The organism is Klebsiella sp. K47, from assembly GCF_051858335.1.
GTDB lineage: Bacteria > Pseudomonadota > Gammaproteobacteria > Enterobacterales > Enterobacteriaceae > Klebsiella > Klebsiella pneumoniae.
Window position 1 is genome coordinate 147,543 of the sequence record NZ_JBPYUI010000003.1, and the last position, 21,947, is coordinate 169,489.

Here is a 21,947-nt window from a genome sequence, read left to right on the forward strand (position 1 = left end):
GCTGCGCCTTACCGGGCCTACGGGCTGTCTCTCACCGCTCCGTAACGATCCAGGCCGGGCAAGGGCAGCGCCGCCCGGCAGCGGGCAGCCAGCTCTGTTGCCGGTTTAATGCCCGGTGGCGGCTGCGCCTTACCGGGCCTACGGGCTGTCTCTCACCGCTCCGTAACGATCCAGGCTGGGCAAGCGCAGCGCCGCCCGGCAGCGGGCAGCCGCGCTTAGCTGCCGCGGTAGGTCGACCACCCGCCCGGGGCGATGAGAAACGGCAGATGGAAATGGTCCTCTGCCGCCTCGCCGATAACAAAATCAATCTGCGCCCGGGTAAAGACGCTCTCGCGCCCGGCGCGGGCAAACCACGCCCCGGTTTCCGCTGTTAAGCAATAGCGCCCCGCCGGCAGCGGCGCGGCGCTAAAGGTGGCGATACGCCCCTGGACGTTGGTCACCAGGTTCGCCAGCGTCTCGCCCTCCCGGCTCAGGCTGACCGTTACGCCTTCTGCCGGCGTACCGGTGGAAATATCCAGAATATGGGTGCTCAGGGTGCTCATTCGCCAATCACTCCTTCCAGTCTTAACATCGTAATTTCCCGCAACTGGGCAAGCGCCTCGGCCACTTCTTCGTCAGCGGTATGCTGCAGCCGGCGCGTCAGCGCCTGCAGAATCTCTTCACCGCTGCGCCCTTTGGCGAGGATTAAAAACACCCGGCCAAAGCGGGCTTCGTAGCGGGCATTCCCCTCCCGCAGGTCCTGCGCGAGCCGCTCATTCTCGCTGTCCACCGCCGACTGCTCCTGGCGCGACAGCGCCGCGTGCGCCTGGCCGCCGGTCGGCTTTTCACCGATCCGCGGATGGGCGCTGAGCGCCGCGTTCAGCTCGTCCTCTCCCCAGTTAGCCATCGCCTCCCGGGCGGCCTGCAGCAGCGCATGGCGGCTGGCGAAAGGTCGTAAGCTCACCAGCATCTCGCCCCAGGCCGGGATCGCCACGCAAGGGGCCAGCTGCCCCGCCGCCTCATCTTTGCTCAGGCTGTTAAACTGACTCAGCGCGATCATCCTGACTTCTTAACGATTTCGTCGCCGCCTGCTCCTGCGGCAGAATAAGGTTCAGCGCTATCGCTACCAGCCCACCGCTGGTGGCCGCCGAACCGAACAGATCGCCGACCATCGGCGGAAAATGGCTGAGAAACGCCGGCACCGACTCCACGCCAAGACCCGCGCCAAACGCCAGCCCCACGATCAGCACATCGCGACGGCTCAGCGGGGTCTGGGTAATAATCCGGATCCCGGCCGCCACCACGCAGCCAAACATCACCATCGTGGCGCCCCCCAGCACCGGCGCCGGGATCTGCCGCAGCAGTTCGCCCACCGGGGGGAACAGCCCGAGCAGGATCAGAATCACGCCAATGTAGCGTCCGACATAGCGGCTGGCCACCCCGGTCATCTGGATCACGCCGTTGTTCTGCGCGAAGGTGGTGTTCGGAAAAGCACAGAGCATGGCCGCCACCATACAGCTGACGCCATCCGCCAGGATACCGCCCTTCAGCCGGTTACGAAAAGCGCGATCGTCAACAGACTGTTGCGAAATCAGCGAGTTGGCCGTCAGATCGCCCACCGCCTCCAGAATACAGACCAGCGACACCAGGGCGACCGGCAGAAATATCGCGCTGTTAAACTGAAAGCCGAACGGAAACAGCGTCGGCAGGCGAAACAGAGTGTCGCCCAGGCTGTGAAGATGGAACTGACCGCTCAGCCCCGCTGCGATGCAGCCCACGGCAATGCCCACCACCACCGAGGAGAGCCGCAGCCAGCGGTTTTTGGCGCAGCTCAGCAGGACGATAACCCCGAGGGTGCCCGCCCCGAGCGCGATATTGCTCATGCTGGCGAAATCCTCGGCCTTTTCCCCACCGCACCAGTTGATGACGCTGACCTTGATCAGGCTGATGCCGATCAGCGCAATCACGCTGCCGGTAATGATGGGAGTAAAGATTTTCTTCAGCGGTTCGATAAAGCGGCTGACAATCACCGGCACCAGAGCGGCGACAAAGTTAACGCCAAACAGCATCGCCATCATATCCTGCGGCCCGCCGCCCTGGGCTTTTACCCACATCCCTCCGGCCACCGTCACGCCGAGGAAGGCAAAACTGGTGCCCTGCATGCAGATCATCCCGGCGCCGATGCCCCATACCCGATTGGACTGCAGAAAAGTGCCGATGCCCGAGGCCAGCAGCGACATACTGATGAGATACGGCAGCCAGTCGCCAAGCCTGAGGGTAGCACCGATGATCAGCGGCGGCGTGATGATCCCCACCAGGCCCGCCAGCACATGCTGGAGAGCGCTGAAAAAGGCCGGAAGCGGTGGGATCCGCTGTTCAAGGCCGTAAAGCAGGCCACTGTGATGTTCGTCAGACATAGTGATATCCCGTAGCAAAGAGAAGTGCATGGGCTAGTGCACAAAGCAGGCCAGAGACGACAAAAGGGCACCAATAAATTTATTATCACTCCAAAATCATCAACTTAGATTACGCTCGTGATGCATCACCCCTCTCCGCTGCTGAACCAGGCGTCTGAAACGATAGATTCTTAATGCAACATACAGAAACTTTTGATTCATAAAAAGGCAACCAATACCTCATATTGCACCGATGCGGTGCGTCATGAGCCATCGCTGTGCCTCAGGCAGGCGGTTTTCCTCCCTCCGGCGAACTGGTACGCAAATTGCTGTAGTCAGTCACAACATCGGGAGAAGGAGAAAAAAATGAAAGCAATCGTGATTGGCGCCGGCATCGGCGGTTTAAGCGCGGCAGTGGCGCTCAAACAGTCGGGGATCGACTGCGACGTCTATGAAGCGGTGAAAGAGATCAAACCGGTCGGCGCAGCGATTTCCGTGTGGCCCAACGGCGTGAAGTGCATGGCCCACCTCGGCATGGGCGACATCATGGAGACCTTCGGCGGGCCGCTGCGCCGGATGGCGTATCGTGATTTCCGCAGCGGCGAGAACATGACCCAGTTCAGTCTCGCCCCGCTGATCGAACGCACCGGCAGCCGCCCCTGCCCGGTCTCCCGGGCAGAACTGCAGCGGGAAATGCTGGATTACTGGGGACGGGACAGCGTGCAGTTCGGCAAACGCGTCACCCGCTGTGAAGAAGACGCCGACGGCGTGACGGTATGGTTTACCGACGGCAGCAGCGCCAGCGGCGATCTGCTGATTGCCGCCGACGGCAGCCATTCCGCACTGCGTCCGTGGGTGCTGGGCTTTACCCCGCAGCGCCGCTACGCCGGCTACGTCAACTGGAACGGTCTGGTGGAGATAGATGAAGCGCTGGCCCCCGGCGACCAGTGGACCACCTTTGTCGGCGAAGGCAAGCGCGTCTCGCTGATGCCGGTCTCCGCCGGCCGGTTCTACTTTTTCTTTGATGTGCCGCTGCCGGCGGGTCTGGCGGAGGATCGTGACATCCTGCGCGCTGACCTCAGCCGCTACTTTGCCGGCTGGGCGCCGCCGGTGCAGAAGCTGATCGCCGCCCTCGACCCGCAGACTACCAACCGCATTGAAATCCATGATATCGAACCTTTCAGCCGCCTGGTGCGCGGCCGCGTCGCGCTGCTCGGCGATGCCGGACACAGCACCACCCCGGATATTGGCCAGGGAGGCTGCGCGGCGATGGAAGATGCAGTGGTGCTGGGCGCCGTTTTCCGCCAGACCCGAGATATTGCGGCCGCCCTGCGCGAGTATGAAGCCCAGCGCTGCGACCGGGTTCGTGACCTGGTGCTGAAGGCGCGCAAACGGTGCGATATTACCCACGGGAAGGATATGCAGCTCACCGAAGCCTGGTACCAGGAGCTGCGCGAGGAGACCGGGGAGCGCATTATCAACGGCATGTGCGACACCATCCTCAGCGGGCCGCTGGGCTGACCGTCGCCATGGATTCGATCACCGCACTCAGCGTCTGAATGGCCATTTGCGCGGGCCGCGAAAGCTGACGCGAGGGCGCAGTACACAGCGCCAGGGTCAGCGGTCGCAGCAGCGTACTGCGCAGCGGGACAAAGGCCAGCTGTCCACACTGGACCTCGTCCAGCACGTCGAGCAGGCTAAGGAGCGTCACGCCGCTGCCGCGCAGCACCAACGACTTGATAAGCCGGATATCATTGCAGCTGATGGTATTCTCCGGCGCAAAGTCATGGTGGCGATAGAGGAGCGCCACCCGCTCATGGACGATCAACGGCGCGCCGGGCACGATATGCCGCTCCAGGCTGAGCTCGCCCAAAGACAGCGCCTTCGCCCCCGCCAGGGGATGGTCCGGACGCATCACAATCCCCACCTCCAGTTCGGCAAAGGCCAGCACGCTGAGTCCAGCCTGCCCCTGCGGATCGAGGATCAGGCCGACGTCCAGGTCCGCCTGACGCACTTTCTGGCTGACGGTGTGGCTGTCAGCCACCTGCAGATCCAGCTCCAGCCACGGCCAGCTGGCGATGATCTCCGCCAGCGCGGCGGCGAAGCCCCCTTCCGCCAGCGCCTGTACCATGCCAACGCTGACGCTCCCGCGCTTCATCCCCTGCAGCTCATCAAATTTCTGCCGGGTCTGACGAAACTCCTTTTGCCAGCGCAGCAGGTTGTCATACAGCAACTCACCGGCGGTGGTCATCCGCAGTCCCTCCGGCAGGCGCTCGAACAGCGGGGTGCCGAAGGCCTCCTCGGCCTGCAGGATCTGGCGGTTAATCGCCGAGGCGGAAATATGCAGCTGCTCGGCGGCCCGGCGTAGGCTGCCGCAGCGGGCCACGGCGATAAAATAGTGGGCGAAACGGGAAAAAGGACTCATGGCACCCCTGTACTCTTTTTTGCAACAGCAGAGTGAATTAATGGTGATGGATGTGAACACCCTAATATGACAACAATAATCTCACAACAATAAAACAATCACCGATGTGAGCAGGAAGAGAAATCATGAAGACAATCACCCCCACGCCCCCCGCCCATTGCACCTTTGATCCAGAGGACTGGCTGCGGCTGGCCCGCTGCTGGCACCCGGTGGCCCGCGCCTGCGATATTGCCGGCGCCCCGGTGAAAGCCACCCTGCTGGACGAACAGCTGGTTATCTATCGTATTAAAGGCCAGGTGGTGGTCGCCCGCGACGTCTGCCCGCACCGCGGGGTGCCGCTGACCCTGGGATTTCATGAAGAGGAAGGCATCGTCTGCCCCTATCATGGCCTGCGCTTTGGCGAGGATGGCCGCTGCAACCGCATCCCCTCCAGTCCGGGGCAACCCATTCCGGCCAAACTGCATCTCACCAGCTTCGCCGTGGAGGAGCGCTACGGGCTGATCTGGACCTGCCTGGCCTGCGATCCGGACAATCCGCCGCCGTTACCGACCATGCCGCACTGGGACGACGCGGGATTTCAGCAAATCAACTGCCCGGCCTTCGAGGTGAAGGGATTTGCCGGCCGCCAGGTCGAAGGCTTTCTCGATGTCGCCCACTTCGCGTGGATCCACACCGACACCTTCGCCGATCCGGACAACCAGCAGGTGCCGGACTATACCCCGCAGGAGACGCCGTACGGCTTTGTTGCCGACTACTGGAGCTCGGTGGGCAATTACCCGGCCAGCTCCGATTTCCGCGCGCCGGAAGGGTTCCAGTGGCTGCGTCACTTTGAAATGCATCTGCCGTTCACCGCTACGCTGACCATCCATTTTCCCGCCGACGCCAGGCTGGTGATCATGAACGCCGCCTCGCCGGTGTCGTCCCGGGTGACGCGGATGTTTGCCCCTATTGCCCGCAACTTCGATCTGCACGTGCCGGTGGAAGACGTACATGCGTTCAACCTGCGGGTATTTGAAGAGGACCGCCTGATGGTCGAGACCCAGCGTCCGGAACGGTTGCCGCTGGATCTGACCCTGGAGGCGCATATTCCGGCGGACCGCAGCTCTATCGCCTACCGGCGCGGGCTGAAGAAGATGGGCTTTGGCGATTTCTTTCTGGTATGAGTGGAGGTCATATGCGCGACATACTCCCGGTGGTGGTCGATGGCCTGTGGCGCCAGGGCGCGAAAAACCTGGCCGTTAGTCTGGTGAGCGCCGAGGGGCAACCGCTGCCGGCGTGGACGCCCGGCGCCCATATCGATCTCCATCTTCCCTGCGGGCTGATCCGTCAGTACTCCCTGACCGGCAGCCCGGCCGAACGGGATCGCTATCTGCTCTGCATCGCCCGCGAGTCGCAGTCTCGCGGTGGCTCCCGTTATATTCATGACACCCTGCGCCCGGGACAGCCATTGATGATCTCTGCCCCGCGCAACCACTTTCCGCTGCACGAGGGCGGCCATGTGGTGCTTCTCGCCGCCGGGATCGGCATTACGCCGCTGCTGGCGATGGCCCACGCCCGGGCGGCGTCCGGCGCCAGCTTTACGCTGCACTATTACGTTAGCCGTGCGCAGGAGGCCGCCTTCGCCACCGAGATCGCCCGCCAGCTAGCGGGTGGAATCTGCCAGATCCACTGCTCAGACGAGGGGCAGAGTCCGCGCCAGCGGCTGGCGCAGGATCTGGGGGCTCCGGACGCCGACACCCGGGTCTACTTCTGCGGTCCGCCCGGATTTATGGCCCGGGTTCGCGATACCGCGCGGGCGGCCGGATGGGAGGAGGCGCAATTGCACAGCGAAGCGTTCCAGCCGCCCGCCCCGACGGCGGCGTCGGCGGCGGACGGAACCTTCACCATCACCCTCACCTCCACCGGGGAGCGCTGGCCGGTGCCGGGGGACAAAACCATCGCCCAGGTGCTGCAGGAGAATGGCGTCGCGGTGCCGCTCTCCTGCGAGATGGGGATCTGCGGCGCCTGCCTGACGCCGGTACGCGAGGGAACCGTCGACCACCGGGATACCGTGCAGTCGGAGGCGGAAAAACAGGCCGCAGAGCAGCATATTGCGCTGTGCTGCTCCCGCAGCCTGTCGGCCAATTTAGTTATCGATCTCGCGGGATAAGCGGCCCGTCACCGGCTGGTCGGCGCGGGCGACCGGTTTCACCCGTACGGCGGCGAAGACAATCACCATCGCGCTCAACAGCAGCAGACCGCTGCCGGTGAAGACGCCGCTGGCGCCGCGCAAATCAAACACCGCCCCGCCGCCGGCGGCCCCGGCGCTGATGGCCAGCTGAATAGAGGCGACCAGCAGACCGCCCGCGCTTTCTGCTTCATCCGGCACGGTGGTGGCAAGCCAGGTGGACCAGGCCACCGGCACCAGGCCGAAGGCAAATCCCCACAGGGCGACCAGCAGCCCGTCCAGTACGGTCAGATGGCCAAACGTCACCATCAGCAGCGCCAGAACGCTCATCATCAACGGCACCAGCGCCAGGGTGAGACGCAGGCTACGGTTCAGCAGATAGCTCGCCACCGAAGTGCCGATAAAGTTAGCGATACCGAAGCCGAGCAATATCAGCGAAACCCCTTCGACACTGGCCTGCGCGACGGTCTCAAGGAACGGCCGCAGGTAGGTAAAGAAGGCGAAATGGCCGCTGAAAATCAGGATCGTCGCCAGCATGCCGCCCAGCATACCGGGACGGCGCAGCACCCTGAACAGCGTGGAGAAGGTCCCGACGCTCTCCGGGCGCATGGAGGGCAGCACCCACAGCTGCCAGAGCAGCGCCAGCAGGCTGGGTATCGCACAGAGAATAAACACGTTGCGCCAGCCGATCAGCTCCCCGAGGTAGCTGCCGAGCGGCGCGGCCACCACCGTGGCGACAGACACCGCGGAAAAGATGATCGCCAGCGCCTTTGGCACATGGGCCGCCGGCACCAGACGCATCGCCGTGGCGGTGGACATCGCCCAGAAGCCGCCGATGGCGATCCCCAACAGCAGACGGCCCAGCAGGAGAAACGCCAGCGAATCGGCAAAAGCGACCATCAGGCTGGAGACTATCTGCAGTACGGAAAAGAACATCAGCACCCAGCGGCGATCGATATTGCGGGTGGCGGTGGCGATCAGCAGGCCGGTAACTAACGCCACCAGCGCCGTCGCGGTGACCGCCTGTCCGGCCATCCCTTCACTGACGCCGAGGCTGCTGGCCATCGGCGTTAACAGGCTGGCGGGCAGAAACTCGGCCACGATCAGGCCGAACACCCCGAGGGCCAGGGCATAGACGGCGCGCCAGGCAGGTTTGGCGGGAGACAGGCTCGCGTCAGCAGCTATGCAGGAACTCATATACAACTCTCCAGGTTTATTAACATCCTGGACATCTTAGGGACTTACTTTCGGACGATATATGATGCATACTCTTCAGTTATTGATTATTCGTCCGGAATTACCATGAGCCAGCCTGCCATCGACCTGACCAGCGAACTGTTGCGCGGTATGCGCCTCTCCGGCGTTAACTACCGGCGCATCGAAACCGCACGCCCGTTCGGCGTCGGCTTTAGCGCCGTGGCGGGTAAAGCCCAGTTCCATTTCATCAGCCGCGGGCCGGTGCTGCTGCGCATGGCCAGCGGGGAACAGTTCACCCTCGAGAGCGGCGATGCGCTGTTTATTCCCAACGGCGACGGGCACGCCCTGCTCTCGGATCCGCAGGCCACGGTGGTCAATGTGGCGCAGCTGCCCAGCGAAACGGTGTGCAGCACGGTAAGTTGTATCAACGCTGGCGACCAGCCTGACTGCCCGGAGCGCGCCGTCATTTTCAGCGGTTGTATGGACTTTGAGCTCGGCGGCATGCAGCCGCTGGTCAAGGCCATGCCGGAGGTGATGCGGGTCAGCAGCCTGCTAAACACCTGGCCGGAGATCCAGCCGCTGTTGGTAGCGATGGAGCGGGAATCGCTCACCCGCCAGGCAGGCTATGCCGGGATCCTCGCCCGGCTGGCGGACGTGGTGGCCGCGCTGATTGTCCGCGGCTGGGTAGCGTGCGGGTGCGGCAACGCCACCGGCTGGGTACAGGTCCTGCGCGATCCCCGGCTGGCGAAAGCGATCTACGCCATGCATCAGCGCCCGGGGGTCAACTGGAAAGTGGAAGATCTGGCGCGGGAGGCGGGTCTTTCACGCTCGCTGTTCGCGGAACGTTTTCTCGCCGCCACCGGCACCACCCCCGCCCGCTATCTCACCGAGCTGCGTATGCGGCTGGCGGTGCAGTACATCACCCATGAAGGCCAGGCGCTGGAAAAAGTCGCCTTCAGCCTCGGGTATCAGTCGCTGGCGGCCTTCAGCCGGGCTTTCAAACGCATCACCGGCCAGCCGCCGGGGGCCCTGCGCGCCACGGCACGCTAGAGTCAGCCTCTATGTAAAGCGATACACGCCGTTGCCGACACGAAAGCGCTGCCCCTTAAGCGCCGGGTTGGCGACGCGGAACACCAGTTCGGTCAGCTGGTTGGCAGCCCCTTCACGGAAGATAAATTGCCGGCCGCCCACGTCCAGTCCCTGCTCCCCCAGTGGCGGACAGCCCAGCAGCGCCTGCCAGCGATCGCGCACCGCCTGCGGATTGACCACCTCGAACACCGCCTGCTCAAGCGTAATGTCGCCCAGCGGATGCGGCACGTCCAGCCTCTGGGCGCGCAGCCGCGTCAGCCGGGTGGCGTCGTCTTCTCCCCACTGCAGCACAAAGGGATAGACCAGCCCGGCAGTGTCGCCATCGATGGTGAAGATCCGCCAGCGGATGATATTGCCCTGCGGATCGTTGCGCTGGCCATCGACAATCGGTGACACTGTCATCCCTGTGCGACGCAACTGGTTATGGGTGGCGTCGATGTCGTCGCTGCGCAGCGCCACCCGAAACAGCGCCTCATTCTCCGGCAGCAGCCGTGCGGCGTCGCGCGAAAGGAGGAATTTGTCCGTCGCGGCGCGCAGTTCATCCGGGTCGGAAATGGCGAGAAATTCGATATAGGTCAGGCCAAAATAGCTCAGCGCATTGCGGGTTCCCCACCCCGGATGGCGCCCACCGGCCACCGCCCGCAGTTGCTGGTCGGCAAAGGTCTGAATGGCCGCTTCCGGCTGATTCACAAACTGTACGGCGTGGTCCCACTGTAAGGTTGCCATGATCTCTCCCGCGGTTGTGCCTGGTCAGGCGTCTGCGGCAAAAGATAGTGCCGGGATGATGGGATTGGCAAACAAGAATTAAATATATCGAAAGCAGGATAGGTAATTTATATCAACGCGGTATGTCGCATCTGACGGGCGATGAAACGGCGGGCAAAGAACCGCCCGCCGCGGGGTCAGACCGACCCTTCTTTCTCAATCACCAGAATACGCGCCGCCCCCTGCGGGTGGGCGACATGCTCGCATCCCACCCCGGCGTAGAAGATATCGCCGGCGTTTAGCATGATAACCTGCTCCTCACCGTCGACTTTCACATGCATCGCCACCTGACCATCCATCACGGCAAACACCTCCTGACCATCATTGATGTGCCAGATATAGGGTTGGTCGGTCCAGTGTAGACGCACGGTGGTGCCGGAAAAATTGGCAATATCCAGCGCGCCCCACGCGCGGTCGGCGGTGAAATCTTTACTGCTCCAGCTCTGCATGATGGTGTCCTGTGGTAAGGGTTATTTTTTCTGCCAGTTTGCCCAGGGATCCGCTTTCTCCACCGGCGCGTCATCATCAAGGGAGGCGAGATACATAGCCTCCACCTCTTTGCGCGCCCACGGCGTCCGGCGGAGAAATTTGAGGCTGGACTTAATGCTGGGATCGCTTTTAAAGCAGTTAATGTTGACCTGGCGGGCCATTTCCGCCCAACCATAGCGCGCCACCAGGGCATTGAGCAGCGCTTCCAGCGTCACGCCGTGCAGGGGATCTTTCGAGCTGTGCATTACGATACGTCCGTTCCGCATTAAAAAGTGCGCCTACCTTACTGGCTCTCACCGACGGGCGCAACAGACTTCATTACGCGCTTCGCGCCTATATCTATTTAACGCAAAAGCACTGAACCCCGCGCGGTCATAAATTAGAAAATAACGTTATTGGTTGCTTATTTGGCCTTGAGGCAAGCTGTGTTCAGCCCCGGACAGAGGAAATCACCATGCGCTGCTGTTGTGCCCGAACCCAGAACCTGAATCTACCCATAACTTATTACCCCGTTTTCGGAGAACACAATGAACGCGACCACCCTGCCGATTCTCGACCTGGCCCGCTACGCGGACCCCGCGGATAAAGCGGCCTTCCTGGCCGACCTGCGTCATGCCGCCCGCGACATCGGCTTCTTCTATTTGATCAACCACGGTGTCGACGACGCGCTTCAATATGAAGTTCAGCGCCAGTCCCAGCGCTTTTTTGCTCTCGATGAGGCGCAAAAACAGCAGGTGGCGATGATCCACTCCCCCCATTTTCGCGGCTATAACCGCGCGGCCTCTGAGCTGACGCGCGGCCAGCCTGACTGGCGAGAACAGTTTGATATCGGCGCCGAACGTCCGGCGCTGACCCTCAGCGACGACGCCCCGCGCTGGCAGCGCCTGCAGGGTCCGAATCTGTGGCCTGCCGCCCTGCCGTCGCTTAAACCGGTATTACTTCACTGGCAACAGCAAATGACCCAGGTGGGCATCCGCCTGCTGCGCGCCTTTGCCGAAGCCCTGCAGCTCCCGGAGAATGCTTTCGATCAGCTATACGGCGACAAACCCAACGAGCATATCAAACTGATCCGCTACCCCGGCCAGCAGGAGACCCAAAGCAGCCAGGGCGTCGGCGCCCATAAAGATTCGGGGTTTCTCAGCTTCCTGCTGCAGGACGAGCAGAAAGGACTGCAGGTAGAGGTCGCGCCTGGAGAATGGATCGACGCCGTGCCGCTGGCCGGCAGCTTTGTGGTCAATATTGGCGAACTGCTGGAGCTGGCGACCAACGGGTATTTGCGCGCTACCGTCCATCGCGTGGTGTCGCCGCCGGCGCAGCAGCAGCGCCTCTCCATCGCCTTCTTCCTCGGCGCCCAGCTTGACGCGGTGGTGCCGGTTTACACCCTGCCGCCCGAGCTGGCGCGTGAAGCGCGAGGGCCGGACAGCGACCCGCACAATCCGCTGCTGCGCGATGTCGGCTGGAATTATCTCAAGGGCCGTCTGCGTTCCCATCCGGACGTGGCGGAACGCTACTATCAGGACGTGTTTCGCGAACGCGCCGAGCAATTGATCGTTTAACCATAACTAAAAAGGAACACACCATGAAATATGCCGCTTTTAAACTGGCAGGGGTCGCACTGTCTCTTTCTCTGGTATGGACGTCTGCCCAGGCTGCCGCGCTGCGCGTCGCCGCGGACCCGGTTCCCCACGCGGAGATCCTCAACTACATCAAAAAAATCGATCCCAGCCTCGATCTGAAGGTGGTGGAGCTGACCAGCGGGGTCAACGCCAATGAACTGCTGGCCAGTGGCGATGTGGATGCCAACTACTTCCAGCATGTTCCCTATCTGAAGGATCAGGAAAAAGCGCTGGGTAAAACCTTTGCCGTCGCGGCCACCGTGCATATTGAGCCGCTGGGAATTTACTCGCATAAGCATAAAGATTTCTCATCACTGCCGGAAAACGCCACAGTGGCGGTGCCGAATAACACCACCAACCTGAGCCGGGCGCTGTTCCTGCTGCAGGCGCAGAAGCTTATTAAGCTGGACCCTAAATTTACCGACCCGGCCACCACCCTGGCGACGCCGAAGGATATTGTTGAGAACCCGAAACACCTGAAGATTCTGGAGATTGAATCGCCGCAGATCCCGCGCTCCCTCGACGATGTCGACCTGGCGGTGATTAACGGTAACTACGCGCTGGAAGCCGGCCTGGTGCCAGCGAAGGATGCCCTGGGGCTGGAAAGCGCCGAGCATAACCCGTACGCCAATATTCTGGTGACCACCCCAGCCCTGGCGAATGACCCGCGCATTAAGGCGCTGGCGAAAGATCTGACGTCACCGCAGGTGGCGGAGTTTATCCGTAAAACCTATAACGGCTCGGTGATCCCGGTGGCCCCTCAGTCATGATAACCATCGAAGGGCTGAGCAAAACCTACGCCGGAACCGGCCGACCGGCGCTGAACGATATCGCGTTGCAGATACCGAAAGGGGCAATATACGGCATTCTCGGGCGCAGTGGCGCCGGCAAAAGTACGCTCATCCGCTGTCTCAATTTACTGGAGCGGCCCACCTCGGGCCGCATTCTGGTGAACGGACAGGATATTACCCAGTTGAACAAGGCGGCGCTGCGGGATTATCGCCTGCGCACCGGGATGATTTTCCAGCACTTCAATCTGCTGCATGCCCGCACCGTCGCTGACAACGTCGCGGTGCCGCTGGAGATTGCCGGAGTGCCGAGGGCCGCTCGCGAGGCCCGGGTGCGCGAACTGCTGGAGCTGGTGGATCTCAGCGAAAAGGCCGCTGCTTTCCCGTCACAGCTTTCCGGCGGGCAAAAGCAGCGCGTCGGCATCGCCCGGGCGCTGGCCGCCCGGCCGGAAGTGCTGCTGTGCGATGAGGCGACCAGTGCGCTGGATCCCGAGACCACCGCCTCGGTGCTGGCCCTGCTGGCGGATATTAACCAGCGCCTCAATCTGACCATTGTGCTGATTACGCACCAGCTGGAGGTGGTGAAAACCATCTGTGACCACGCGGCGCTGCTGGAACAGGGCGAGATTGTCGAAAGCGGTAAACTCGCCGACCTGCTGGTGACCCCATGGTCGCGGCTGCGCCAGTCGCTGCTGCACGACCCGCAGGCTGAACAGGAATTTCTTACCCGCCACGGCGTTCAGGGGAGGCCATTATGCGGAGTAGCATGAGCTGGGAAGATTTGTGGCCGTTATTACTCGACGGCACGCTGGATACGTTTTATATGGTGGGCCTGGCGGCCCTGTTTACCGTGCTGATCGGGCTGCCCACCGGCGTGCTGTTATTTATTTCCCGCGCCAACGGGCTGGCGCCGATGCCGAAACTGAACGCGCTGTTAGGCGCGGTGATCAACATCGGCAGGTCGCTGCCGTTTATCGTGCTGCTGATCGCCCTGATCCCCTTTACCCGCCTGATCGTCGGCACCACGCTGGGCAGCACCGCCGCCATCGTGCCGGTGACCATCGGCGCCTTTCCGTTCTTTGCCCGTCTGACGGAAAACGCGCTCGACGAGGTGGACTACGGGAGAATTGAAGCCATTCTGTCGATGGGCGGCAACGTCTGGCACGTGATTTTTAAATCCCTGCTGCCGGAAGCCCTGCCAACGCTGCTGGCCGGGATCACGCTGACCATCGTGATGCTGATTGGTTTCTCCTCCATGGCCGGTGTGATCGGCGGCGGTGGACTCGGCGACCTCGCCATCCGCTACGGCTATCAGCGGTTTAATAATGAAGTCATGTTTGGCACAGTGCTGATCCTGGTGGCGATGGTCCAGGGGGTGCAAATGGCCGGCGATCGGCTGGTGCGTAGCCTGGCCCACCGCCGCTAGCCGTCAGTCATTAGTTCCAGCCGCTCTCTGCCGCCAGCTGGCGGACCAGAGTGGCGGCGTCACACTCGCGGATCAACCCCACCCCCTGCCCGGCCCAGTGGGCGCCATACTCATGGACACCCTGGGCTTTCGCGGCGGCGGCCAGTGCTTTGCCGATATCATACGCCAGCGGATAATCCGGCACGGCGCTCGCCGGATAGCCTTCCCCCAGCGCACAGAAGGCATTCGCCAGACAGCGTGCCGGACGCCCGGATATCGCGGAGGTCAGCACCGTACGCCCGTCAAGGCTGTTGTGGATCGCCGCGTGATAGCCGGCGTCGGCGGCCGATTCCGGACACAGTAAAAACGCCGTACCGAGCTGTACGCCCTGCGCCCCCAACTGCATCACGCTGGCGATCCCCGCTCCGTCCATGATGCCCCCGGCGGCCACCACCGGGATGGTTAGTCGACGCCGCAGAAGTTGCACCAGGGTGAAGGTGCTCAGCTGCGCGTCAGGCGCCTGCGGAGCAAAGATCCCCCGGTGCCCACCCGCCTCATAGCCCTGAGCGACCACTACGTCGATCCCCTGCTGTTCAATCAGCAGCGCCTCCTGGAGCGAGGTTGCCGTCGCCAGGGTAACGATCCCCTGCCGCCGCAGACGCTGGATCGTCTCACCTTCAGGAAGGCCAAAATGAAAGCTCACCACCGCCGGCGAGATGTCGAGAAGCAGCTCCAGCATCGGCGCATGACCGATAAATGTCTGGTAGATCTCGCTTAACGAATCCGGTGGCGTACTGCCATAGCGGGCAAAATGGGGACGTAATGTTGTTGCCCAGTCGGCTTCCCGCCGGGCGTCGCGCCGGGGCGGCGCATGGCAGAACAGATTGACATTGAACGGGCGGTCCGTCAGCTGGCGGGTGGCGACTATCATCGCTTCCGCCTGGGCAACGGTTGAAGCGCCCAGCCCCAGCGAGCCCAGCGCACCGGCATTACTTACCGCGGCAGCCAGCGCGGGGGTGGAGACGCCCGCCATCGGGGCCTGAATCAGGGGATAATCAATATCAAGAAGCGAAAGCAGCGGGTTGCTCATGGTTTCCTCATGCATTAACGATGCTGGAGGCTTACCATCTCCTTTAAAGATGGTAAGATCAACATTATTATCGTATTGAGAAGAAAAATATGAACCACAGCACACTCGAGATCTTCATTCAGGTGGCAGAAACGCAGAGCGTCACCCAGGCAGCAAAACGGCTGGGCCGCGCACAGTCCAATATCACGACCCGCATTCAGCAGCTGGAAGAGGAGCTTGCCGTTGAGCTCTTCGTTCGCGGCAACAAAAAAATGGTGTTGTCCCCGGCAGGCGTGCAGTTTCTCAGCTATGCCCGGCGGATCCTGAGCCTGGCGGAAGAGGCAAAGCAGGCTCTGCATCCGACAACCCCAGGCGGCAGTCTGCGTCTGGGCGCGATGGAGGCGACCGCCGCCAGCCGGCTGCCGCCGCTGCTTACCCGCTTCCAACAGCAGTGCCCACAGGTGGATATCACCCTCATCACCCAACCGACCCGCCAGTTAACCGAGGGGGTGTTAACCGCCGCCCTTGATGCCGCGCTGGTCTGCCTGCCGCCAGGGGCCGATGGGCAACCGGCCTGTCCCGCCGAGCTGGCATTCACCCCGGTGTTTTATGAAACCCTGATGCTGGTCCGTCCGCAGACCCCGGGTCCGCTGCGGTTTGCGGCATTTGCCAGCGGCTGCAGCTACCGCGCGCTGGGAGAACGCTGGCTGGCGGAACAGCAGGCGGCCGTCGAGGTGCATGAGGTCAATTCCTATCACAGCATGCTTGCCTGCGTGGCGTCCGGGCGCTACGCCTGCCTGCTGCCGCAGAGCGTGCTGTCGCTGATGACGCTTCCCGAAAACTGCCTTAGCGAACCGCTGTGCGAGGCGACCACCCAGCTTATCTGGCGCAGCGGCTTGAGCGCCCCCGCCCTGAGCGAGTGGCGCAAGCTGCTGCAAAGCGTGGCGATTGGCTAAGCCTGGCGTTCGGTAAAGACCAGCCCTGCGGCAATCAGCAGCGCCAGCGCCGCGGCATAGAGCGCCGGGTTAAATGAAGCCGCGATCTGATACAGCGCGCCGGCGATAAGCGGCCCGGCAATCTGTCCCACACCGTACAGTGCAGTCATCGCGGCAATCATATTGAAGCTCACCTGATGGCTGAGACTTTTCGCCTTCGGTAGCGCAATGGTTACGGTGCCCATAAAGGTAAAGCCCACCAAAAGCGCGCTTAGCACGCAAAACAGCAATGAAGCGCTGCAGGCTGGAAGGATCACGCCAAGCGCCTGGACGAGCAGGTTGCGGGTCAGCGCTTGCCGGTATCCCCACTTTAGCACCAGCTTATGCCAGATGAGGCAGGACGGCGCGGCCGCCAGACCAAACAGCGCCCACAGATGGACCGGGTCAACGCTCTGCAGCGAACCGGACAGAAACAACGGCAGATAAGTGGCGGTGATGATATAGCCGAAGCCCGCCAGGCCGTAAACCATCAAGAGTCGCCACGCCGCGCGACGGGTATCGCTCCCGGACGCAGGCAGGGAGGTCTCAACATGGGAAGCCCGCACCAGTGCAGCCGGCGGAGTCAGCAGCCAACGGATCGCCAGCGCCAGCAGCAGACCGGCGCATAATGCGCAGAGCAGCCAGATCTGCTGGCTGGTGAGGCTCAGGGCATGTCCAAGGGCGATCCCCTCCGCGGAGATAAATATCCCCAGCCCCACCCCGGCATACAGCAACGGCGCCCCGTGATGATGCCCCATATGTTCCAGCAGCCACAGCGAACCTGCAATCAGCGTTATCGCGCTCAGCGCGCCGGCGACGGCGCGCAGCGTAATAATGGTCCACGGCGAGCTCACCCAGGCCAGCAGCGCCAGGCTGGCGATGGTCAACCCGGCGGAGATAATACTCAGTCGGGTGGCGGCCCCAGGCTGCACCCGCGCCAGCAGCAACGCACCGACCAGATAGCCAGCGTAATTGGCCGACGCGGCGAGATTGCCCTCGTGCAGGGTTAACAGACCTTCATTAAGCATAAGCGGCAGCACGCCGGTGAAGGCAAAGCGCCCGTAGCCCATGCCGATCATCAGTACTATCGATCCAGCCAGTGCCAGCCATAAGGCCTGGCGCGATTGGTTATTCATCCACCACCCCACAATGATTCTCAATTTAAGAATAATAAGATTGAATGATTCTTTTTTCATTATGATTAAGAGGTAATGTTGGCGCAAGGCGGATGTTAGTCCGCTATGGTATTTACAGAGAGAAGGTGGCGCCTGGGCACGGCTTAACACACGCCGGGCCGATTTACCGGTACAGTATCAACTCAACTTATGCTCACGGGAGTCATTATGTCGTTCTGTCATATGCGCATTGCCAGGCCGGTCAGCGAACTGGACACCACCGCCAGCATGTATTGCGCCGGGCTGGGACTCGAGCTGCTCGGCAGCTTTACCGATCATGAAGGATTCAGCGGGATAATGCTCGGCGCGCCCGAAGCGGGCTGGCATCTGGAATTCACCCACTGCCGCCACCATCCCGTCCCCCCCTCGCCAGGCGATGAAGATCTGCTGGTGCTGTACTATCCGCAGCAGGCGGCATGGGAGGCACAGTGCGCAGCCATGGATGCCGCCGGATTTCTGCGCGTTACGGCGTTTAACCCTTACTGGGAGGTCAATGGCGTCACTTTCGTCGACCGGGACGGTTACCGCACGGTATTGCAAAACCGCGCCTGGGGCATGGTGTGTGATTCGTCGGGTATGGCGGCGAGCTGACGCTGAGCGAGGCGGGCGTTGAGCGCTGTAAAAGCAGTTATTTACATTCGTACAAATATCGTTCCCGTCGGTTACCGATAAAACGCTGTCGCGCCTCGCCAGCGTCCTCACGGCGCGCTATGCTACACATCCCGTTGTATTAACCTCTTATCCCTATGAGCACTTCCGTCAGCACTACACAACTCAATTTGCGCATTATTTCGATCGTTGTTTTTACCTGTATCTGCTATCTCTCCATTGGTCTGCCGCTGGCCGTACTGCCGGGCTATATTCACTATCAGCTGGGCTACAGCACCTTTGTGGCCGGAATTGTGATCAGTCTGCAGTACATATCGACGCTGGTAAGCCGGCCGCACGCCGGGCGCTATACCGATATCTGGGGGCCGAAAAAAGTGGTCAGCCTTGGGATCGTCTGCTGCCTGCTCAGTGGCGCCTTCACGCTACTGGCGGTAGTCCTGCAGGCAACGCCGATGCTGGCCATTGCCGCGCTGCTGGCGGGCCGGGTGTTTCTCGGCGTCGGCGAGAGCTTTACCGCCACCGGCGCCACCCTGTGGGGGATCAAAACCGTCGGCGCGATCCACACGTCACGGGTTATCTCCTGGAACGGCGTGGCGACCTATGTGGCGATGGCGGTCGGGGCGCCGCTGGGAGTTACCCTCAATCACTATTTTGGCATCAGCGGCTTTGCTACGGTGGTAGTGCTGGTCGCGGCCATCGGTCTGCTGTTCGCTCGTACCCGCCAGGACGTCAAGGTGACCGCCGGCGCCAGAGCGCCCTTTCACGCGGTGGTGCGAAAAATCTGGCCTTACGGCCTGGGGCTGGCCTTTGGCACCGTCGGTTTCGGCGTTATCGCCACCTTTATCACCCTCTACTTCGCCGCGCACAGCTGGCAGGGCGCCGCGTTTACCCTTTCGCTGTTCAGCGTCGGCTTTATCTGCGTTCGCCTGGTGCTGGGAAATACCATTACCCGCTTTGGCGGAGTCCCGGTCTCCCTGGCCTGCTTCATCATCGAAAGTCTCGGCCTGCTGCTTATCTGGCTGGCGCCATCAGCATGGATGGCCGGCGTCGGCGCCTTTCTCACCGGTTCGGGTTTCTCGCTGGTCTTTCCGGCTTTAGGAGTTGAGGCGGTAAAACAGGTGGAAGAGCAAAATCAGGGAACCGCCCTCGGCACCTACTCGGCGTTTCTTGATCTGGCGCTGGGCCTGACCGGGCCGCTGGCCGGCTGGGTCGCCGGGTTCTACGATCTCGCCACGCTGTATCTGCTGGCGGCGATCGTGGTGGCGCTCGCATTCCTGCTGATTTTCCGCGTACATCGGCAACAGCGGCTTGTCGCCAGAGAGTAGTGTGGCCCGGTTCGCGGGCCGCCGCGGTCCGATGACGCCGGCAAAAAATGAATCGGCAATTGACGACGATTCGGCTTCCGTGCCAACATCCCGTCAGCGTCTGGCAACAGATGCATGGACGGTACTGGTAGACAACAGAGTTCGCGCAACGATCCAGCCCGGTACCGTAGTCCAATCCGAATCACTGACCCACACGGTGAATTCCTGATTCTGGCGGGAAACACAGACATGCACCAAAGTTTTAATCAGCGCGTTCATTTCTATTACTGCGTCCTGGTCGCGCTGAAGATGCACGGAAAATCGAAAAAAGCGGGTGGTATCAGGGGAAAGAATAACTTTCTGCTGAAATGGCTGCGCCGGGCGCAGGATAACAACATTTTTCCTCCCGATATCACCAGTGAAATCGAATGGCTGCGAGGAAAAATTATTCAGGCTGGCTATGACACCGATCTCGAGCCGATGCTGGATTTTGTCTACGCCACCGCCAGCCGCGCCGAGGCGCTCAAAAACGCCGAATAGGCTCCTGCGCCCGCCACGGGCGCAGAGACTTTCCCTGCCATGTCTCAATCCCAGGTTCGGCCAACAGCGCAGGCGCAATCCAGCCACGTTCTATTTTGTGACACTGTCACGCACAAAGGTGACCGCTGAGGTTCATTAACCACTGACATGCCGCCTGACGCGTTCTATGCTTTTCCCTGTCTCCCTCCTCACACAGGAACTGCACCCGATGGCCGACTGGAATCCTTCGTTGTATCTGCAATTTGACGCTGAACGTACCCGCCCCGCGGCCGACCTGCTCTCGCGTATTGCCCATCTGCAGGTCGAGCACGCCGTCGACCTCGGCTGCGGGCCGGGAAACAGCACCCGCCTGCTACGCGCCGCCTGGCCGTTGGCGACGATCGTCGGTATCGATAACTCCCCGGCCATGCTGATCCAGGCGGCGCAGGCCTTACCCGACTGCGAATTCATTGATGCCGATATTGCCCGCTGGCGGCCTGCGCAACCGCCAGATGTGATCTATGCCAACGCCTCTCTGCAGTGGCTGACGGATCATGAGACGCTTTTCCCCCATCTGGTAAACCAGCTGGCGGACAACGGAACGCTGGCAGTGCAGATGCCGGATAACTGGCAGGAACCTTCCCATACCCTGATGCGTCAGGTTGCCAGCGAGATGGGGTTGCCGGACCGTGGACGCCAGCCGTTACTCCCGCCCGCCGCCTGGTACGATCTGCTCAGCCGCCAGGGTTGCGAAGTTGATATCTGGCGCACCACCTATTTCCATCCCCTTGCTTCTCATCAGGCGATTGTCGACTGGCTGCAGGGCACCGGGTTACGCCCCTATCTGGCAGGCCTGGACGAGCAGGCCGGAAGCGCGTTTCTCACACGCTATCTCGCATTGCTGGCCGCACACTATCCGTTACAGTGTAACGGGAAGGTGCTCCTGCGTTTCCCACGGCTGTTTATCGTGGCGCGAAAGATCGCCGCCTGACCGTTGGGATAGGTGGGCAGAAAAGCGGAGTGATGAAAGGTGTAAAGGATCGGCTATACCATCCTGATTTTCAGGATTGATAATCCCGAACGTTGCGATATTCAATATCTTAGTCAGCGTGCGACAGTGATGACTCCTTTAACCTGCAAAGAGAATCACTATGAGTACTCCTCCTGTCGATCGCCGAACGCTGGCTGCTATCGCGCCAAAGCTAGCCGAGCTGACCGAAACGGTGCTGTTTGGCGATATCTGGGCGCGTAGCGAGCTGTCGCCCCGCGAACGCAGCCTGATCACCCTTTCCGCCCTGACGGCGCAGGGCAAAACTGAACAGCTGCCGTGGCACATCGCGTTCGGCTATCAGAATGGCCTGAGCCGGGAAGAAATTGTCGAATTGTTTACCCATCTGGCGTTCTATGCCGGTTGGCCGGCGGCGGCCAGCGCCCTGACCTGCCTGAACGCGCAAGAGGCGTCATGCCCTTGACCCGAATTTCGCTTGGCACAGCCTGGCGTCCCGCGGAGTTTGCTCAATTGTCGGCGCTCTTTCATGAGTGTCTGGTGGCGGAGTTCGACGTTCCGTCAGCAGATAGATTTCAGTTTATCGAACGGGCCGCCGATGAGCAGCGCATTTACGACCCGCACTACCTCAGCGAAGGACGCAGCGCCCGCTTCGTATTGTTTCATATTTTCGCTGGAAAACCGCGCAGCCGGGCGCAGAAACAAGGACTCTATCGTCGGCTCTGCGCACGGTTAGACGATGAGATGGCGGTCAGCCCGCAGGACGTGATGGTGGTTATCCAGTTTAACCAACTGGAGGACTGGAGTTTTAGCGCAGGGAAGATGGCGGATGAATGAGACAGGCGGCGCCGCAAGAGGCGCCGCGTTTCAGATGATATAATTTACTACCACGCGAGATGATGCACCAGCGAGAGATCCCAGGCCGTTGCCAATAGCGAAAGAAACATAATCACATTGACCACTGTTTCAAGACGT

At 61.6% G+C, this 21,947-nt stretch carries 25 protein-coding genes; 15 read left to right on the plus strand and 10 right to left on the minus strand.

Annotated elements, in window-relative coordinates:
- Window positions 1-215 precede the first annotated feature (215 nt).
- From uraH to RRF55_RS03975, 3 genes are read right to left on the minus strand one after another with little or no spacing between them, the layout of a single operon-like run.
- Entirely contained in the window at window positions 216-542 is a 327-nt protein-coding gene (uraH, locus tag RRF55_RS03965; RefSeq protein WP_004224757.1) for a hydroxyisourate hydrolase, read from the minus strand.
- Complete coding sequence (gene uraD, locus RRF55_RS03970; protein ID WP_439419090.1) at window positions 539-1,039, minus strand: 2-oxo-4-hydroxy-4-carboxy-5-ureidoimidazoline decarboxylase; 501 nt, start codon at window positions 1,037-1,039, stop codon at window positions 539-541. Before uraD ends, uraH begins: the two co-directional genes overlap by 4 nt.
- Entirely contained in the window at window positions 1,017-2,396 is a 1,380-nt protein-coding gene (locus RRF55_RS03975; protein WP_439419091.1) for a nucleobase:cation symporter-2 family protein, read from the minus strand. Before RRF55_RS03975 ends, uraD begins: the two co-directional genes overlap by 23 nt.
- A 345-nt stretch (window positions 2,397-2,741) precedes the next feature.
- Between RRF55_RS03975 and hpxO the strand changes: the two genes are divergently transcribed.
- Complete coding sequence (gene hpxO, locus RRF55_RS03980) at window positions 2,742-3,896, plus strand: FAD-dependent urate hydroxylase HpxO (RefSeq protein WP_130974845.1); 1,155 nt, start codon at window positions 2,742-2,744, stop codon at window positions 3,894-3,896.
- Here hpxO and hpxR read toward each other — a convergent pair.
- Window positions 3,877-4,800, minus strand: a complete 924-nt coding sequence (gene hpxR / locus RRF55_RS03985) for a LysR family hpxDE operon transcriptional regulator HpxR (RefSeq protein WP_004184020.1) — start codon at window positions 4,798-4,800, stop codon at window positions 3,877-3,879. The two genes, hpxO and hpxR, sit on opposite strands and share 20 nt — an antisense overlap.
- Window positions 4,801-4,925: 125 nt before the next feature.
- Here hpxR and hpxD point away from each other — a divergent pair, with 125 nt between their 5' ends.
- Window positions 4,926-5,963 (plus strand): molybdenum cofactor-independent xanthine hydroxylase subunit HpxD, encoded by a 1,038-nt coding sequence (hpxD, locus tag RRF55_RS03990; RefSeq protein WP_064153110.1) that lies wholly within the window; start codon window positions 4,926-4,928, stop codon window positions 5,961-5,963.
- Between the two features lie 11 nt (window positions 5,964-5,974).
- Entirely contained in the window at window positions 5,975-6,949 is a 975-nt protein-coding gene (gene hpxE, locus RRF55_RS03995) for a molybdenum cofactor-independent xanthine hydroxylase subunit HpxE (RefSeq protein WP_064153109.1), read from the plus strand.
- Here the strand turns inward: hpxE and RRF55_RS04000 are convergent.
- Window positions 6,926-8,164: an MFS transporter gene (locus RRF55_RS04000; protein ID WP_032414904.1), complete on the minus strand. Its 1,239-nt coding sequence runs from the start codon at window positions 8,162-8,164 to the stop codon at window positions 6,926-6,928. The genes hpxE and RRF55_RS04000 overlap by 24 nt on opposite strands.
- A 105-nt stretch (window positions 8,165-8,269) precedes the next feature.
- Between RRF55_RS04000 and RRF55_RS04005 the strand changes: the two genes are divergently transcribed.
- Entirely contained in the window at window positions 8,270-9,214 is a 945-nt protein-coding gene (locus tag RRF55_RS04005) for an AraC family transcriptional regulator (protein ID WP_004190181.1), read from the plus strand.
- A gap of 9 nt (window positions 9,215-9,223) precedes the next feature.
- On the opposite strand, the gene RRF55_RS04010 is transcribed toward RRF55_RS04005, so the two are convergent.
- The 3 genes from RRF55_RS04010 to RRF55_RS04020 form a co-directional block, all read right to left on the minus strand.
- The gene (locus RRF55_RS04010; RefSeq protein ID WP_032414902.1) at window positions 9,224-9,979 is read right to left on the minus strand and encodes a VOC family protein; all 756 of its coding nucleotides are present in this window, start codon (window positions 9,977-9,979) and stop codon (window positions 9,224-9,226) included.
- 176 nt (window positions 9,980-10,155) lie between these two features.
- Window positions 10,156-10,467, minus strand: coding sequence for a cupin domain-containing protein (locus RRF55_RS04015; protein WP_004143501.1), 312 nt, complete (start codon window positions 10,465-10,467; stop codon window positions 10,156-10,158).
- A gap of 21 nt (window positions 10,468-10,488) precedes the next feature.
- A complete protein-coding gene (locus RRF55_RS04020; RefSeq protein WP_002904643.1) occupies window positions 10,489-10,752 on the minus strand; it encodes a VF530 family DNA-binding protein in 264 nt (87 codons plus the stop codon).
- A gap of 282 nt (window positions 10,753-11,034) precedes the next feature.
- Between RRF55_RS04020 and RRF55_RS04025 the strand changes: the two genes are divergently transcribed.
- The 4 genes from RRF55_RS04025 to RRF55_RS04040 are packed head-to-tail and all read left to right on the plus strand — an operon-like array spanning window position 11,035 to window position 14,337.
- Window positions 11,035-12,063 (plus strand): isopenicillin N synthase family dioxygenase, encoded by a 1,029-nt coding sequence (locus RRF55_RS04025; RefSeq protein ID WP_004143503.1) that lies wholly within the window; start codon window positions 11,035-11,037, stop codon window positions 12,061-12,063.
- 23 nt (window positions 12,064-12,086) lie between these two features.
- A complete protein-coding gene (locus RRF55_RS04030; RefSeq protein WP_009308890.1) occupies window positions 12,087-12,893 on the plus strand; it encodes a MetQ/NlpA family ABC transporter substrate-binding protein in 807 nt (268 codons plus the stop codon).
- Window positions 12,890-13,681 carry a methionine ABC transporter ATP-binding protein gene (locus tag RRF55_RS04035; protein WP_002904635.1) on the plus strand — a complete coding sequence of 264 codons (792 nt, stop codon included), beginning with the start codon at window positions 12,890-12,892 and terminating at the stop codon, window positions 13,679-13,681. Before RRF55_RS04030 ends, RRF55_RS04035 begins: the two co-directional genes overlap by 4 nt.
- Entirely contained in the window at window positions 13,678-14,337 is a 660-nt protein-coding gene (locus tag RRF55_RS04040) for a methionine ABC transporter permease (RefSeq protein ID WP_074185254.1), read from the plus strand. The genes RRF55_RS04035 and RRF55_RS04040 overlap by 4 nt, the downstream gene beginning before the upstream one ends.
- A gap of 10 nt (window positions 14,338-14,347) precedes the next feature.
- On the opposite strand, the gene RRF55_RS04045 is transcribed toward RRF55_RS04040, so the two are convergent.
- Window positions 14,348-15,406 (minus strand): NAD(P)H-dependent flavin oxidoreductase, encoded by a 1,059-nt coding sequence (locus RRF55_RS04045; protein ID WP_064153119.1) that lies wholly within the window; start codon window positions 15,404-15,406, stop codon window positions 14,348-14,350.
- Window positions 15,407-15,495: 89 nt separating this feature from the next.
- Between RRF55_RS04045 and RRF55_RS04050 the strand changes: the two genes are divergently transcribed.
- Window positions 15,496-16,341 carry a LysR family transcriptional regulator gene (locus tag RRF55_RS04050; protein WP_004143508.1) on the plus strand — a complete coding sequence of 282 codons (846 nt, stop codon included), beginning with the start codon at window positions 15,496-15,498 and terminating at the stop codon, window positions 16,339-16,341.
- Here the strand turns inward: RRF55_RS04050 and RRF55_RS04055 are convergent.
- Window positions 16,338-17,495 (minus strand): YbfB/YjiJ family MFS transporter, encoded by a 1,158-nt coding sequence (locus tag RRF55_RS04055; RefSeq protein WP_004184010.1) that lies wholly within the window; start codon window positions 17,493-17,495, stop codon window positions 16,338-16,340. The two genes, RRF55_RS04050 and RRF55_RS04055, sit on opposite strands and share 4 nt — an antisense overlap.
- Before the next feature lie 207 nt (window positions 17,496-17,702).
- Here RRF55_RS04055 and RRF55_RS04060 point away from each other — a divergent pair, with 207 nt between their 5' ends.
- From RRF55_RS04060 to RRF55_RS04085, 6 genes are all read left to right on the plus strand, one after another.
- Entirely contained in the window at window positions 17,703-18,125 is a 423-nt protein-coding gene (locus RRF55_RS04060; RefSeq protein ID WP_048331831.1) for a VOC family protein, read from the plus strand.
- A gap of 155 nt (window positions 18,126-18,280) precedes the next feature.
- Complete coding sequence (locus RRF55_RS04065; RefSeq protein WP_004176220.1) at window positions 18,281-19,468, plus strand: MFS transporter; 1,188 nt, start codon at window positions 18,281-18,283, stop codon at window positions 19,466-19,468.
- A gap of 228 nt (window positions 19,469-19,696) precedes the next feature.
- A complete protein-coding gene (locus tag RRF55_RS04070) occupies window positions 19,697-19,987 on the plus strand; it encodes a hypothetical protein (protein WP_002904624.1) in 291 nt (96 codons plus the stop codon).
- A 208-nt stretch (window positions 19,988-20,195) separates the two neighbouring features.
- The gene (gene tam, locus RRF55_RS04075; RefSeq protein ID WP_023287628.1) at window positions 20,196-20,957 is read left to right on the plus strand and encodes a trans-aconitate 2-methyltransferase; all 762 of its coding nucleotides are present in this window, start codon (window positions 20,196-20,198) and stop codon (window positions 20,955-20,957) included.
- A gap of 160 nt (window positions 20,958-21,117) precedes the next feature.
- Window positions 21,118-21,438: a carboxymuconolactone decarboxylase family protein gene (locus RRF55_RS04080; RefSeq protein WP_002904619.1), complete on the plus strand. Its 321-nt coding sequence runs from the start codon at window positions 21,118-21,120 to the stop codon at window positions 21,436-21,438.
- Complete coding sequence (locus RRF55_RS04085) at window positions 21,429-21,809, plus strand: tautomerase family protein (protein ID WP_002904617.1); 381 nt, start codon at window positions 21,429-21,431, stop codon at window positions 21,807-21,809. Before RRF55_RS04080 ends, RRF55_RS04085 begins: the two co-directional genes overlap by 10 nt.
- Window positions 21,810-21,947: the final 138 nt, after the last annotated feature.

Excerpts from the sequence above, each read along its gene's own strand:
- hpxO (WP_130974845.1), top strand. The coding sequence starts at position 2,742 with ATGAAAGCAATCGTGATTGGCGCCGGCATCGGCGGTTTAAGCGCGGCA.
- RRF55_RS04025 (WP_004143503.1), top strand. The coding sequence starts at position 11,035 with ATGAACGCGACCACCCTGCCGATTCTCGACCTGGCCCGCTACGCGGAC.
- RRF55_RS04045 (WP_064153119.1), bottom strand. The coding sequence starts at position 15,406 with ATGAGCAACCCGCTGCTTTCGCTTCTTGATATTGATTATCCCCTGATT.
- RRF55_RS04030 (WP_009308890.1), top strand. The coding sequence starts at position 12,087 with ATGAAATATGCCGCTTTTAAACTGGCAGGGGTCGCACTGTCTCTTTCT.
- uraD (WP_439419090.1), bottom strand. The coding sequence starts at position 1,039 with ATGATCGCGCTGAGTCAGTTTAACAGCCTGAGCAAAGATGAGGCGGCG.
- RRF55_RS04070 (WP_002904624.1), top strand. The coding sequence starts at position 19,697 with ATGCACCAAAGTTTTAATCAGCGCGTTCATTTCTATTACTGCGTCCTG.
- RRF55_RS03975 (WP_439419091.1), bottom strand. The coding sequence starts at position 2,396 with ATGTCTGACGAACATCACAGTGGCCTGCTTTACGGCCTTGAACAGCGG.
- RRF55_RS04035 (WP_002904635.1), top strand. The coding sequence starts at position 12,890 with ATGATAACCATCGAAGGGCTGAGCAAAACCTACGCCGGAACCGGCCGA.
- RRF55_RS04060 (WP_048331831.1), top strand. The coding sequence starts at position 17,703 with ATGTCGTTCTGTCATATGCGCATTGCCAGGCCGGTCAGCGAACTGGAC.
- hpxR (WP_004184020.1), bottom strand. The coding sequence starts at position 4,800 with ATGAGTCCTTTTTCCCGTTTCGCCCACTATTTTATCGCCGTGGCCCGC.
- hpxD (WP_064153110.1), top strand. The coding sequence starts at position 4,926 with ATGAAGACAATCACCCCCACGCCCCCCGCCCATTGCACCTTTGATCCA.
- RRF55_RS04010 (WP_032414902.1), bottom strand. The coding sequence starts at position 9,979 with ATGGCAACCTTACAGTGGGACCACGCCGTACAGTTTGTGAATCAGCCG.
- RRF55_RS04065 (WP_004176220.1), top strand. The coding sequence starts at position 18,281 with ATGAGCACTTCCGTCAGCACTACACAACTCAATTTGCGCATTATTTCG.
- RRF55_RS04085 (WP_002904617.1), top strand. The coding sequence starts at position 21,429 with ATGCCCTTGACCCGAATTTCGCTTGGCACAGCCTGGCGTCCCGCGGAG.
- RRF55_RS04055 (WP_004184010.1), bottom strand. The coding sequence starts at position 17,495 with ATGAATAACCAATCGCGCCAGGCCTTATGGCTGGCACTGGCTGGATCG.
- RRF55_RS04015 (WP_004143501.1), bottom strand. The coding sequence starts at position 10,467 with ATGCAGAGCTGGAGCAGTAAAGATTTCACCGCCGACCGCGCGTGGGGC.
- uraH (WP_004224757.1), bottom strand. The coding sequence starts at position 542 with ATGAGCACCCTGAGCACCCATATTCTGGATATTTCCACCGGTACGCCG.
- RRF55_RS04000 (WP_032414904.1), bottom strand. The coding sequence starts at position 8,164 with ATGAGTTCCTGCATAGCTGCTGACGCGAGCCTGTCTCCCGCCAAACCT.
- hpxE (WP_064153109.1), top strand. The coding sequence starts at position 5,975 with ATGCGCGACATACTCCCGGTGGTGGTCGATGGCCTGTGGCGCCAGGGC.
- RRF55_RS04005 (WP_004190181.1), top strand. The coding sequence starts at position 8,270 with ATGAGCCAGCCTGCCATCGACCTGACCAGCGAACTGTTGCGCGGTATG.
- RRF55_RS04020 (WP_002904643.1), bottom strand. The coding sequence starts at position 10,752 with ATGCACAGCTCGAAAGATCCCCTGCACGGCGTGACGCTGGAAGCGCTG.
- RRF55_RS04040 (WP_074185254.1), top strand. The coding sequence starts at position 13,678 with ATGAGCTGGGAAGATTTGTGGCCGTTATTACTCGACGGCACGCTGGAT.
- RRF55_RS04050 (WP_004143508.1), top strand. The coding sequence starts at position 15,496 with ATGAACCACAGCACACTCGAGATCTTCATTCAGGTGGCAGAAACGCAG.
- RRF55_RS04080 (WP_002904619.1), top strand. The coding sequence starts at position 21,118 with ATGAGTACTCCTCCTGTCGATCGCCGAACGCTGGCTGCTATCGCGCCA.
- tam (WP_023287628.1), top strand. The coding sequence starts at position 20,196 with ATGGCCGACTGGAATCCTTCGTTGTATCTGCAATTTGACGCTGAACGT.